The organism is Psychrobacter sp. SC65A.3, assembly GCF_025642195.1.
Taxonomy (GTDB): Bacteria; Pseudomonadota; Gammaproteobacteria; order Pseudomonadales; family Moraxellaceae; genus Psychrobacter; species Psychrobacter cryohalolentis.
In genome coordinates, this window is the sequence record NZ_CP106752.1 from 447593 (window position 1) to 460723 (window position 13131).

Below are 13131 nucleotides of genomic sequence, written 5' to 3' on the forward strand. Positions count from 1 at the left end.
GAATAGACATTATAAGATAGACCAATCTATAATAAAAACAGATTAATTAGATACAAACTATCGATTCAATAGGTTAATAGAAAGTCTTAGGGTTAAAAAGATAGTTTTTTAGATAATAGAGGGTTTCTAAAATAACAGATGGTTTTTAGGTTATATCAATAAGATAGGATGTCAGAGAAATTATGAAAAAAGCCATGCAGGGATTACCAAAGATTACTCTCAAACAATTATCAGTGTTTGTCAGTATTTATCAAACAGGTAGTACCAGTCGTGCCAGTGAAGTGCTGCATTTATCGCAGTCGGCGGTCAGTAGTGCGTTGACAGAATTAGAAGCAAGGCTGCAAATGCCATTGTTTGAGCGCGTTGGGCGTAGGCTCAATCAGCACCCCAATGCCCATCCTATTTATATACAAGCTCAAGCTATCCTAGGGCAGTCGTTGACACTAGAGCATTATCATAAGCACCAAGCAGGGCAGATCCACATTGGTGCTAGTACGACTATTGGCAATTACGTACTGCCGCCGCTGCTTGCCAAGCTCTATGAGGCGCTGCCAGATGCAGATGTTGATATGTATATTGCCAATACTCAAGAGGTAGTAGCAGAAGTTGAGCAACTAAATATTGATATTGCTTTAGTCGAAGGTATGCCGCGCCCAGTAGATATGAAGGTGATTGAGCAGCGCGTGTGGCGCACTGATACTTTGATGATTTTTGCTAAGCACGACAGCAAATGGTTGACCGATGTAGGTTATTATAACGATGCAAATAATTGCTATGAGCTGAGTATTGAGCAACTATCAATGCTGCCATTATTGGTACGAGAAGCGGGGTCTGGTACGCGGCAGATCATCGATGAGCAATTATTGCAGCATTTGCCCAATGCCGAGGTGATTATGGCAATACAGCAGTCGGAGGCGATTAAGCATATGGTCAGCGCTGATATTGGACTTGGGTGCCTGTCACAGCACGTCATTGAAGCAGAGCTTGCAACAGGGAAGCTGGTACAAGTGCAGGTTGCAGGAATTGATTTGTCACGTACATGGTGGCTGGTATGGCATAAAGCGCGCCATCAAAGCCCGATTTGGCAAAGCTTTATTGATATTATTCAAGAGGATTGTGTTTAAAGGTAGCTATAGTCAATTCCGTATTAAAAAATATAGCGAAACTGGAATAAATTTTTTGTAGCCTCTGTAGGCGCAGCCACAGCAAGCAAGAAAAATTTGTACCAGTTTCGCCCTATAATAAAGTGCATTCGCCTTATTTAGTATCGACTGTATTAATTCTATGCTTATACTTATTTATTGACTGGCTTATCAAGTCTCACAACTAAGCTGTCACAAGGTACATTTGGCAAAATATTATCTGCCGTTGCGCCGCTAAGCCAAGCTGCGATGCCATGACGTTCATGACGACCAATAACCAATAAATCAACATCATTCTTATGGCAATAGTTGACGATACCTTCACTATTTGAGATGGCAGTTGTCACTTCAGAGTTGACCACATGTAAGTCATTACGATCCAAAAACTGCGCCAGTTTTGCACGCGCTTCTTGGCAACGCTCATCATCAATCTCATCATATAAGCTTGAGGCAGGCACCAGCTCGTAGCCAAAGCCAACCATGGTATCTTTTACGATATGTAATACCGATAATTTGGAGTCAGGACGATTATCAACGATACGCTTGGCTTTTTGAGCAACCAAGTCAGCGTCGGATAGTAAGTCGGTGACCAATAAAATATGTTGGTAACTCATGAGCGGCTCCTTCCTTGTGGCAGATGATTTTAACTATAGCACTACTAATGACTGCTGTTAAGTAGGCTTTGTTAAATCGGGCGCTATCTTTATCCATTATTCTTGATGACTTAGTGTTTTTCTCCACCCACTGCCTTGACTTACTAGCGTATTAGCCCCATCTACTGTCGTTAGGCAAATTCTTTTTAGCTGATAAATGCCATTCAATTCGAAGATGACCTATGAGGCTTTGATAACTTTAATTGTTTATTCAAAGCGATCTTTTTATAAATATAAATTTTACTATTTTAATTGCTGATATCGATTTCATACCTTGGTTATTGGCTAAGATGATACTGAAGTAATTAATGCATAAGGATAACCATGACTGACACGCTATTTACTGCTGATTTAACCCTGCATCCTGCCTTTGAGCTGATTGAGCACCGCCATATCGATGCATTATCGATGGATGTGCTGATCAGTCAGCATATCAAAACCGGAGCGATGCATTATCACTTGGCGCATCCGAGTGATGAAAATGCCTTTTTGGTTGGCTTTCGTACCCAGCCGATGGATTCAAAAGGCGAGGCGCATATTTTAGAGCACGTGGCTTTATGTGGCTCTGAGAAGTTCCCCGTTCGTGACCCGTTCTTTTCGATGATTAAGCGCTCATTAAATACCTTTATGAATGCGATGACGGCGGCTGATTGGACAGCATATCCGTATGCCACGCAAAATAAAAACGACTACTTTAATTTGCTTGCCGTTTATCTTGATGCGTCATTTTTCCCCAATATTCATCCGCTTGATTTTGCCCAAGAAGGCATCCGTGTTGAGTTGGATGAAAATGATAAGCCGCAATTTAAGGGTATCGTCTTTAATGAAATGAAAGGCGCAATGAGTGGCGAGATTGACCAGCTGTATCATACGGTCGCCCATCATCTGTTCCCAACGACGACGTATCACTATAATTCGGGCGGTGATCCTGCTGATATCCCAGACTTGACTCATAATGAGCTGGTTGAATTCCATCAGAGCCATTATCATCCGTCAAACAGTGTGATTATGAGCTTTGGTAATATTCCAGTCGCTGAAACCCAAGCTAAAATCCATGACGATGCTTTGATTCAGTTTGAAGCAGGTAAAAAACATGTTTCGCGTCCAGAGCAGCGTTTGTCTGCACCGATTAGCGCCACCGATACTTATACTGCTGATGAAGCTGGTCCCGATCAGACTCATCACGTGCTTGCGTGGTTATTACCATCGATTACTGATCCGAAGCAGCGTTTGGCCTTGCGTCTATTAGAAGGCGTATTGATTGAGCATGCTGGTTCGCCGCTACGTGCTTATTTGGACAGCCATCCACTCGGTAAAGCGCCAAGTCCATTATTGGGATTGGATGACAGTCATTATGAAATGGTCTTTTATACCGGTTTACGCGGCTCTAACCCTGAACATGCTGAAGCAGTAGAGCAGGGTATTATTGATTTGCTTAAAGAGGTCGCGAGCCAACCGATTGATGATGAAATCATTGAAACTATCTTGCATCAAATCGAGATTGATCAGCGTCATATCGGCGGCGATAGCATGCCTTATGGTCTAAATCTCATGCTAGAAGGCTTTAGCACTGCCATTCACGATGGCAACCCTATTGATGTTTGGGAAGTTGATGAGCATTTGCAGTGGCTACGTGAGCAAGTAAAAGATGCGCAGTGGCTGCCAAATTTAATTAAGACGCATCTGTTAGATAACCAGCATCGTGTGCGCGTCACAATGACGCCTGATAGTGAAAAAACAGCCCGTTTGGCAGCAGCTGAGCAGACTCGTCTTGATACCATCGAGATGGATTTGACCGCTGATGATAAAGCTATCTTAAAACAACAAGCGCTTGATTTGGCAGTGCGCCAAGCAGCGCCTGATGATTTAAGCTTATTACCAAAAGTAGGTCTAGAAGACGTACCGACCGATATCAGCTTTAAGCAAGGCACCCAAAAGCAGATTAATTTAAGTGGCAAAGAAAGTACGTTATTCGAATATGAAGCGGGCACTAACGGCTTGTATTATTATCAAATAATTGTACCGTTAACCGATGAGATTGGTGGGGATAAGAATGAAGAGCTGCCAGTTAATGAAGTGATTAATCATCCGCTGTTGCCTATCTATTTAAGCTTATTATCAGAGCTGGGTACGGATTCTCTAAGCGCTCATGAAATGCAAGCGAAGCAAGCAGCGCATTCTTCTGGTGTGACTGCTCGTATCAGCCAACGTACCAATGTCGATGACAGCCAAGCGATTAGCAGCTATTTTGTGGTGGCAACGCGAGCGCTGAATCGTAAACCTGAAGCGATTGATTTGCTCAAAGAAGTCATGGAGCACAGTATCTTTAGTGAGCATGACCGTATCAAAGAAATCTTGCAGCAGCGTCAAGCAGGCTGGCAATCAAACCTTGCTGGTTCAGGGCATTCTTATGCCATGCAAACGGCTAGTCGCGGCATGAGTCGCCAAGCGCAGCTAGAGTATGTGCGTAGCGGTCTGCCAGCATTGAATGCGCTAAAAGACTTCTTAACCCATGCCAGTAGCGATGATGCACAGTGGGATAAGCTTGCGACGAGTTTGATGGACTTACATCAGCGTTTGATTAGTTTGCCTAAGCACGCGGTTATTATTTGCGAAGCCGAACAAACTGAACGCTTGAGTAACTTAATCGTTGAGAGTTGGAAAGACAGTCAAGCGCCGAAGATTGCAGCGCAGTTAAAAAATTCTGATGCGAGTATCGAAGCCAATATTCCAAGTGAGTTTGCCGAATTGCAACTTGATACGGCGTTAAGTGGTGAGAACACAGCTGCAACAGAAGAAGTAGCCGTTGACGATTTGGCATGGCTGGTTCCAACTAACGTCTATCATAATGCCAGTGCTTATACCGTTCCTACGGCTGATCATCCTGATACGGTAGCCCTGATGGTATTAGCGCCTTACCTGCGCAATGGCTATCTGCATAGCGCCATTCGTGAGCGCGGCGGTGCTTATGGCGGTGGTGCTGGCTACGACGCCAATGCTTGTGCCTTTAAGTTCTTTAGCTATCGCGATCCACAGTGTGCTGAGACTTTTGCTCATTTTGATGCCAGTATCGAATGGTTATTGAATGAGCCACAAACGGACGAGCAGTTAGAAGAAGCCATCTTAGGCATTATCTCAGGTATGGATAAGCCAGGCTCTCCAGCAGGTGAGGCAATTAAAGCGTGCTTTGCTGACTTGCATCATCGCGGTGTTGACTGGCAACGTAAAATGCGTGCAGCAATTTTGGCTGTAACAGTAGCTGACTTGCAACGTGTTGCTAAGCAATACCTGCAAGGGCAAAAGCATGTCCGTGCGATACTAGCGCCTTATGATAAAGAAGCAGCAGTACAAGAGCTTGGCTTTAAAGTCTGTAAAATTAAAAGCTAGCTTTTAACTTGTAAAAAATCAGTATCTATATAAAAAACCGCCGCTTCCAGTATTTATATTGAAAGCGGCGGTTTTGTTTTGGTTGAGTATTTTAAAGCGCTATTTCTTAAAGGCTTACTTTTTAATTAAGTAATTAGCGACTGCTTTATAGGCAGGTAGCGAAGTTGGGTCGATTTTACCATTACTGGCTTCAGGGTATGAGGAAAAGCGAACGATGACCATATCGGCTGCTGGATCAACATAGACCGTTTGACCGTGGACGCCGCGCGCTGCATAAATAGGCGTGGGATTATTAAACAGCCACCACATACTTTTATAGCTGCCATTACTGAGCTGTTTATAGCCCGCTTTTGCAAATGCGGCTTTATCACCGCCAGCTTCGATATTATCGACTACCGCTGTTGGGAATAAGCGTTTACCATTCATCTCGCCTTTATTGAGCATCAAGCTACCAATACGTGCCATATCATGCAAACCTGCACTGATGCCGCCGCCAGCAAACGGCGTACCCTTAGCATCGACCGTCATATACGCGCTTTGTTCGGCACCGATTTTTTGCCAGATACGTTCAGAGAGCAGGTCATCGATTGCCTTGCCAGTGGTGCGTGAAATAATCCAGCCGAGCGCATCACTATTGATCGTCCGATAGTTAAACTCTACACCGTGCTCGCCCTTTTTAGGTACCGTTTGCAGGTATTCAAAATAGCCATTGGGTCCGCTATAGCCTTTGGGTTTTGGTAACGGGCTTGCCGCTTCTGAATATTGCCAGATATCGGCGTTAGGATCAGCATAGTCTTCGCTATAATCGAGAGCTGTGGTCATATCCATCACTTGGCGTACGGTTGCATCCCCAAAACCACTGTTTTTGAGTTCTGGAATGATAGAGGCGACTAATGCTTTATCATCAAGCTTACCTTCGGTGACGAGGATTTCTGCTAGCAGTCCTGTCATTGACTTGGTCATCGACATTGCGGCGTGATTACCCAGCTCATTGAGGCAACCATTTTGACGCTCATAGACGACCTTGCCATGATGCATGATCATAATGCCGTCTGTATAGTTGGCATCAAGTGACTGCCGCCATGTCATAGGACGTTTGCTATTGGTTGGGGTAAAGGTAATGGCATCAATATTTTTATCGAGTGCATAGTCAAGTTTGGATGGTGCACCGATACCGCGACTGACTTCGGTAGTGGGCATTAGCTCTCGAATATGACAGACTGTCCAACGCAGTTTGGGAAAGCTAAAAAAGTCCGACTGTGGTTGAGTGATTAGCTTGTCTTTTGGAGGCGGGAAACCTTGCATCCAGCCGAGCGTTTGCGGGTCTGATTCCTTAGCGGTTAAAGAAGTGCTTTCAGCATGACCGCTTACACTCGTCAGCCCTAGGGCTAAAGTTAGCGGTAATAGGGCAAAAGAGTGTTGTAGTGTCAGCATGGTATCCTCGCGACTTAGCTTAAGCAGTTAATATTAGGCAATAAAAAACCGTTGATAAGATTTGAGCTTAGTTCTTATCAACGGTCTTTACTACTTGCTTTTGTAAGTCAGCTTTTTAGCGAGCCTTGTTATTAATAGCGCTTAATGGCTTGGTCTTTACCAATGATCTCTTGATGAATTGGGAATTGATCATAACTGTCGTAATGTTGACGGTCTGCAAAATAGCTTTTTAGGGTACGGCGTACCGCTTCAAATGCAAGCTTATCCCAAGGAATGTCTTCTTCTGTGAATAACGCACAATCAAGACTTTCAGAGCCGATACCATAAGCACCGTCTTTTAGTTCGGTGATATAGATGCTATAGATTTGACCAATATCTGGAATGTCATACAAGCAATATAAATGTGGATTGATCACGACCGCGTCAGCCTCTTCAAAGCTCTCACGCGCTGCACCTTCGGCCATGGTTTCGCCGTTTTCCATAAAGCCTGCAGGCAACGTCCATAAGCCATACTGCGGCTCGATTGCGCGTCGACAGAGCAGCACCCGATGTTTATGGACGACCAGTGAACCACAGATTATCTTTGGGTTTTCATAATGAATATAATGACAGTTTGGGCATACCAAACGCGGTATATTATCCGTAGCTGGTATTTTGCGTTCTGCTTCACAACCGCATTGTAGACAATAGCGCATATCGACTGCCTTATATAATGAAATGAGAGAGATAAGGTTACTTTAAGACGTATAATTTTAAGATTTATAATTGTTGTTGTATCAGATACTAGGGCTATCGAATATCAGATGATTATCTGACAATCGCCCTTTATATTAAGATAACACAAATCTTCCTCATACTGGCAATGATAATAACAGCGTATTTTGTGAGTTGAATCACCGTTGGAATTCTTTGTGTGCTAACAGAATAGACCAAGCCTATCAGTCACACAAAAGGTATGCAGTTATTATCAGATTGCGCTAGGCTATAAGTGACTCTATTTTAAATTGACTATGTTACCAATAGCGCGGGTAGTGTCTGCCACGACCAATGTTGTTGTAAATCAGCGCTACCACTACTAAAGCAAGGGCACCTACTAGCGTCGGAGTGAGCAAAAAATGCCACTTTACGCCGCCGAGCATCACAATCAATGGATTGGATCCTGCAGGTGGATGCGGTACGCGCAGCAGTAACATGAGAGCAATTGCCGTACCAACGGCAAGGGACAAGCTCCACCACTCAACCCCAAATAAAGACATAAAAGCTAAGCCAGTAAAGGTAGTAATAAGATGACCACCGACAATGTTTCTTGGCTGAGCAAAAGGGCTTTCTGGATAAGCAAAAATAAGCAGGCAGCTGGCGCCAAATGAGCCCAAAATCATCGCGATATTTTGCCAATTTCCCAGTAATGCCAATACAGCAGTGGCAACTGTTCCGCCAGCCCAAGCAATGGCAATGATGACTAATGGCAATCTTTGCGGGCAATCATCAGTTTTGCCCTGCATTTTATGTAATGAAAAAATCTTATCCACGAGCATTTCCTAAATAATATATGAATGACACCCTTGATCCATGAGGACCAATTGCAGTCGTACAATGATAAAAGACCATGTCTGTCTGACGGTTGTCGCAATCTGCTTGCTGCAACTATTCAAGGTTTTGATGGCTAATACTGATAAAAATACAGGGCAATTATAATGCTAAATCCCTCACAGTCCGTACGTTTTGATGAAATGACAGTCGCTGTACCAGATTTTATACGTTATCCCACGATCAGAAAGTTGGCTGAACGGGTGCAGCACGAGACCTTAAAAGCTATTGCTAGTCCCGCGCTTTATGACTCTCACGACCATTCGCGCAGTGCCCGTATTTTAAATAGTCTTTATCAAACCCCAATCGCCGATGCCTCTATCTTGGTCGCTATCACTCATGAGCGCCATCCTAAGCTGCTGCTGACTCGCCGCGCTGCTCATATGAACAGTCATGCTGGCGAGGTATCCTGTGCTGGTGGCAAACATGAAGTAGGTGATGGTAACAATGTCGTTACCGCCCTACGTGAGGCTTGCGAGGAAACTGCGCTACCGCCTAATAAAGTTCAGCTGCTTGGTCAACTGCCTATCCAAACCTCTAAAAGTGGTATGAGTGTACGTCCTATTGTGGCACTTATTGCGCCAGATCTGCTTTTGGTGCCAGAGCTTGGGGAGATATCACGCATTTTTTGGGCAGATTTTGAGACTTTATTAACTCAGCCGACAGTCGAATATTCTATAGAATATACATTGCAAGATCAGGCAGCAACGCTTCTGACACCGAGCTGGCAAGTAGATGGCGAAACAGTGTGGGGTCTGACGGGACGAGTCATTGCCAGTTTATTAGAAACAGGCTTTGATCGGCAGCTAGAGTGGTATTACCGCATACAAGACACTCGATCATAGAAGTGTTAGATACTCGCTAATAATCATGTTTTTGGCGAAGGAGGATCGTTATTATAAACGTTAGTGATAATGAATGAATGCATTCTATTTATAATACTCATCATTTTTCTTTAACCACCAGTTCATATTGTCTTGGCGTTTAGCACGAAATGCTTCTAGCTTGTTGGCGACTCTGCTATTGTGTTGACGGGCAGTATCGAGGGCAAATAGAATCGGCACGGAAGACAATACGCCAAAGCGTATTTTTGATTTTGGCAGGTTTAGCCCATCGCCAATATCATCACCAACCAAGGTACGGGTCACGCTGGCATTGACCATCTCAACAAAACGCCCACGGCGATTGTCCTCACCCATCAGCTGACGTGGCAAATCATGCAGGGCTTTTGCCAGTGGTCGTCCCATTTTAAAATCAAGCTGCTGAATCGACAAATAGGTATAGAGCCATTCCCAACAGGCGGCTTCATCTTTTGGTAGTCGCTGCAAATCAACCCCCATCCAATAACTGGCAAGATTCCATAAATGCAAAATGCCTTCTGCTTCCTCAGTGCTAATACGGGCGCCAAGCAATCTTAATCCGCGCATAATCAACAGTGAAAACTGCAAATGAGTAGCAATCATATCGGTTTGATTGATAGGAATACCCCAATATGCAGTATTCCAGCTGCCATCTGGGTTGTGATGTTGGTTGGCATCTGGTATGACGCCTTTAGCAGCATTGCCTTTACCTTTGAGCAAGTTCTGTCGTACTGAGGTATGTATTTGACGTACTTTAATGGATTGCTGCCAACCTTCAGAGCCGATAGCCAATACTCGTTCAATATTAGGTTTTCTATGCTCTGAATCTAAATGCAATTGAGGGTGCTCAGAGACCGCCAAGATATAGGCGTAGGTACGCATCAATCTTGGTAAAGCGTCATGCATCAGTGCGCCAGTCTGAATCAGCGGTAGCGATAAGGCAGGGATACTGTAGCCTGCCATGAGGGCTACGTTACGCAACAACCAAATCAGCATCAGTGGATAACGGCGATAGGTAACCGCGCCGATTTGGGCAAGCTTAGGATCAAACCAATCGGGATGGCGACTAAATTGTTCATTTAATGCGTTGAATGAGAAATTATTCTTGAGGTTAGAGTCCACTTTCTTATCAATAATAAACTGCTGTAATGGCTTGGCAAAACGAATGCCATCAGAGGCTAGATCATCTGCTATTGGATCGCCAATATCGTAGCCTGCAACTATTTCCTCTAACAAATCTTGCGAGATAACAAAGTCTTTTGGCAGTAGATAACGCTTAATGCGTTTTAATACTTGCAGATCACTATGATCATCAATGGCAGTGGTGCGTCCATGACGCTGATAAGAAACAGGCGCTTGATGACAGCCTGCACCTTGCCGAGCACTGGCGGCACTTGTTTTAGCGATTTTTTTAGAGATGTCGATGGAATCCATATTTATGAGCAACTCTGTATCAACTGCTTTTTATGAAGTTGATTGAGCTACTTTGGGATAAAGTAGCTCAATCGTACATTAAGAATGACGCGTTAAGTCTACAGAGGTTACATTAACCTCATCTTTTAAAGTGGCTTTGAGCATCATATAACCTGCGATACCAGAGACGATTGAACCCATAATGATACCCAAACGCTCATCAAATAATGGTGTCTCACCGGCAAATGCAAGCCCACCGATAAACAAACTCATGGTAAAGCCCACACCACATAACAATGCTGCGCCGTAGATTTGCTTAAAGTTCATGCCTTTTGGCATAGTAGAAATGCCCAGTTTAAAGATTAACCAGCACATCAGCATAACGCCTACTTGTTTACCGATGAACAGTCCGGCGGCAATACCAAGCGGCACAGAATGAAACAGCTCGCCAAACCCTGCACCCTTAAGCGAAATGCCCGCATTGGCAAAAGCAAATAATGGCAGGATACCATAAGAAACGGTGTTTTGTAGGTCGTGCTCAAGCTCTTCAAGCGGGGAATGCTCAGGGTCAGTGCGATCAAATAAAGGAATAAATAGCGCCAATACAACCCCAGCTAACGTTGCATGGATACCGGATTTGAGTACGGCAACCCACATGATAACGCCAATTAACAAATAAGGAGTTATGCTAGTAACGTTACGGCGATTAAGCAGATATAAAAACGGCAGACATAAGCCCGCGATAGCCAGTGAACCAAGCGATAAATCATTGGTATAAAATAAAGCAATTATAATAATCGCGCCGATATCATCAAAGATAGCAATGGAGACTAAGAATACTTTTAATGAATTGGGTACGCGATTACCAAGTAAACTCAAAATACCAAGAGCAAAGGCGATATCGGTTGCGGCAGGAATCGCCCAACCTCGCCAAAACTCAGGTTCATTATAGTTAAAAAACAGATAGACGATGGCTGGCATGATCATGCCGCCAAGAGCCGCCCCTGCTGGCAAGATAATTTGCTTTACATTGGACAGCTCGCCGATTAACACTTCACGCTTAAGCTCAAGTCCCACTAAAAAGAAGAACACTGCCATCAAGCCATCATTAATCCAATGATGCGCATCTTTAGCGATTGAGAAGCTGCCAATTTGAATAGCGACAGGTGCGTGAATAAAGGATTCGTACCACGTATTTAGAGAAGTATTAGCAATAATCATTGCTGCGATAGCTGCCAGCGCTAGGACGATACCGCCCGAAGCCTCGAGATTAAAAAACGCTCTGATTTTATGTATTGCCATATTGTCCTCATTAACCAAATAAAACGTGCGAAAGTATTCAAAAGCTCAAGTATTCTTGTATGTCTGTAATGGCTCCGCCTTAAGTACGCGACCACATATGGGGACGAGTCTTTGTTAGCACTGATGTTTATAATACCAGTGTAATAGATGTATATCCCTAGTTTCTCATATTCTTATTCATATAAACAAATGAAATAGGTTACCGGTTTTACCTTTTAACTTGAAAGCTTCATGACGAAAAAAGCTGTTTTTAAAGTACCTTGTGCGATAAATCTAGCAGACTTTGCTAGGGTTATGGCTTTTTTCGCAGTTTTATCTTTATAATAAGCCGCTTTACGTAACGGTTAGCATTGGATTTGACTCTTATAGCATTAGCCGTTATCAAAATAATATACACATTATCTATCCATATTTTTTGCCTGATATTCATTCAACTATTTTTAAATGAGCGTTTTTAAAAACATACTATCAAAAAATATTGCTAAAAAAATGCTGCTAAAAAGTAAAATTGGTTGAATCTTTTAAGGTTTGTGTCTCTTATATCATAAATTTTGCAGGTCAGTGTCATGGACGTATCCCTTTCTATTGAAGTTGTTTTAATGTTGACCGCTGTAGCCGCGTTGGCAGGTTTTATCGATGCTATTGCTGGTGGCGGTGGTTTGTTGACCATTCCTGCCATGCTACTTGCCAATATCCCGCCTGTATTGACATTGGGTACCAATAAGCTACAAGCAGCATCAGGGGCACTAGCAGCGTCTATTACCATGATTAGAAAGGGTGTGGTCAAACCCAAGAATATTAAAACAGCGATTATTGCGGCTTTTATTGGCTCTATCTTTGGCTCAATCGCGGTGCAGTTATCGCCACCTGACTTGTTAGAAAAGCTGATTCCATTTTTGATTGCAGCCATTGGTATCTATACTTTGTTTGCTCCCAAACTTGGTGAAGTGGAGGCTGCCCCTCGTATCTCAGAAGGTGCTTGGCAAAAAATTGCCGCCCCTTTAATTGGTTTTTATGACGGCTATATGGGACCTGGGACAGGTATGTTTTTTGCGCTTGGCAATGTGGCGTTACGTGGTCGAAAAATTATCGAAGCAACTGGTGCGGCAAAGGTACTGAATTTATCGACCAATATTGGCTCATTAATCTTCTTTATATTGGGCGGTAATGTATTGTGGACAGTAGGGCTGGCGATGATGGTAGGGCAAACTATAGGGGCGTATTTTGGCTCGCATATGGTAGTAAAAGGCGGCAGTAGACTCATTCGTCCCATGATTGTATTGGTTTGTCTTGTGATGGTGACTAAATATGTACTTGGTTAGTGGAGGGTAAATTAATCAAGAAGAATGCAAC

At 43.5% G+C, this 13131-nt stretch carries 10 protein-coding genes; 4 read left to right on the plus strand and 6 right to left on the minus strand.

Annotated elements, in window-relative coordinates:
* Positions 1-182 precede the first annotated feature (182 nt).
* Positions 183-1124 (plus strand): LysR substrate-binding domain-containing protein, encoded by a 942-nt coding sequence (locus tag OEG80_RS01905; RefSeq protein WP_133104779.1) that lies wholly within the window; start codon positions 183-185, stop codon positions 1122-1124.
* A 170-nt stretch (positions 1125-1294) separates the two neighbouring features.
* Here the strand turns inward: OEG80_RS01905 and OEG80_RS01910 are convergent, their stop codons facing one another.
* Positions 1295-1756 carry a universal stress protein gene (locus tag OEG80_RS01910; protein WP_011514445.1) on the minus strand — a complete coding sequence of 154 codons (462 nt, stop codon included), beginning with the start codon at positions 1754-1756 and terminating at the stop codon, positions 1295-1297.
* Between the two features lie 363 nt (positions 1757-2119).
* Between OEG80_RS01910 and OEG80_RS01915 the strand changes: the two genes are divergently transcribed.
* Positions 2120-5182 (plus strand): insulinase family protein, encoded by a 3063-nt coding sequence (locus OEG80_RS01915; RefSeq protein ID WP_263241485.1) that lies wholly within the window; start codon positions 2120-2122, stop codon positions 5180-5182.
* A 114-nt stretch (positions 5183-5296) separates the two neighbouring features.
* Here OEG80_RS01915 and OEG80_RS01920 read toward each other — a convergent pair whose 3' ends face one another.
* The 3 genes from OEG80_RS01920 to OEG80_RS01930 form a co-directional block, all read right to left on the minus strand.
* Positions 5297-6616 (minus strand): serine hydrolase domain-containing protein, encoded by a 1320-nt coding sequence (locus tag OEG80_RS01920; protein ID WP_263241486.1) that lies wholly within the window; start codon positions 6614-6616, stop codon positions 5297-5299.
* A gap of 131 nt (positions 6617-6747) precedes the next feature.
* A complete protein-coding gene (locus tag OEG80_RS01925) occupies positions 6748-7311 on the minus strand; it encodes an NUDIX hydrolase (protein WP_011514442.1) in 564 nt (187 codons plus the stop codon).
* A gap of 318 nt (positions 7312-7629) precedes the next feature.
* Positions 7630-8151, minus strand: a complete 522-nt coding sequence (locus OEG80_RS01930) for an HPP family protein (protein ID WP_011514441.1) — start codon at positions 8149-8151, stop codon at positions 7630-7632.
* A gap of 159 nt (positions 8152-8310) precedes the next feature.
* Between OEG80_RS01930 and OEG80_RS01935 the strand changes: the two genes are divergently transcribed.
* On the plus strand, positions 8311-9048 hold the full coding sequence (locus tag OEG80_RS01935; RefSeq protein ID WP_020444274.1) for an NUDIX hydrolase: 738 nt from the start codon (positions 8311-8313) through the stop codon (positions 9046-9048).
* A gap of 84 nt (positions 9049-9132) precedes the next feature.
* Here the strand turns inward: OEG80_RS01935 and OEG80_RS01940 are convergent, their stop codons facing one another.
* Together OEG80_RS01940 and nhaA are read right to left on the minus strand one after the other, a co-directional pair.
* Complete coding sequence (locus OEG80_RS01940; RefSeq protein ID WP_263241487.1) at positions 9133-10497, minus strand: oxygenase MpaB family protein; 1365 nt, start codon at positions 10495-10497, stop codon at positions 9133-9135.
* 78 nt (positions 10498-10575) lie between these two features.
* Positions 10576-11778, minus strand: a complete 1203-nt coding sequence (gene nhaA / locus OEG80_RS01945; protein WP_011514438.1) for a Na+/H+ antiporter NhaA — start codon at positions 11776-11778, stop codon at positions 10576-10578.
* A 566-nt stretch (positions 11779-12344) separates the two neighbouring features.
* Between nhaA and OEG80_RS01950 the strand changes: the two genes are divergently transcribed.
* On the plus strand, positions 12345-13100 hold the full coding sequence (locus tag OEG80_RS01950; RefSeq protein ID WP_263241489.1) for a TSUP family transporter: 756 nt from the start codon (positions 12345-12347) through the stop codon (positions 13098-13100).
* Positions 13101-13131: the final 31 nt, after the last annotated feature.

What these genes read in the sequence shown, in the direction of transcription:
- OEG80_RS01940 (WP_263241487.1), bottom strand. Translation starts at nt 10,497, where the DNA reads ATGGATTCCATCGACATCTCTAAAAAAATCGCTAAAACAAGTGCCGCC.
- OEG80_RS01925 (WP_011514442.1), bottom strand. Translation starts at nt 7,311, where the DNA reads ATGCGCTATTGTCTACAATGCGGTTGTGAAGCAGAACGCAAAATACCA.
- OEG80_RS01935 (WP_020444274.1), top strand. Translation starts at nt 8,311, where the DNA reads ATGCTAAATCCCTCACAGTCCGTACGTTTTGATGAAATGACAGTCGCT.
- OEG80_RS01915 (WP_263241485.1), top strand. Translation starts at nt 2,120, where the DNA reads ATGACTGACACGCTATTTACTGCTGATTTAACCCTGCATCCTGCCTTT.
- OEG80_RS01930 (WP_011514441.1), bottom strand. Translation starts at nt 8,151, where the DNA reads ATGCTCGTGGATAAGATTTTTTCATTACATAAAATGCAGGGCAAAACT.
- OEG80_RS01950 (WP_263241489.1), top strand. Translation starts at nt 12,345, where the DNA reads ATGGACGTATCCCTTTCTATTGAAGTTGTTTTAATGTTGACCGCTGTA.
- nhaA (WP_011514438.1), bottom strand. Translation starts at nt 11,778, where the DNA reads ATGGCAATACATAAAATCAGAGCGTTTTTTAATCTCGAGGCTTCGGGC.
- OEG80_RS01920 (WP_263241486.1), bottom strand. Translation starts at nt 6,616, where the DNA reads ATGCTGACACTACAACACTCTTTTGCCCTATTACCGCTAACTTTAGCC.
- OEG80_RS01910 (WP_011514445.1), bottom strand. Translation starts at nt 1,756, where the DNA reads ATGAGTTACCAACATATTTTATTGGTCACCGACTTACTATCCGACGCT.
- OEG80_RS01905 (WP_133104779.1), top strand. Translation starts at nt 183, where the DNA reads ATGAAAAAAGCCATGCAGGGATTACCAAAGATTACTCTCAAACAATTA.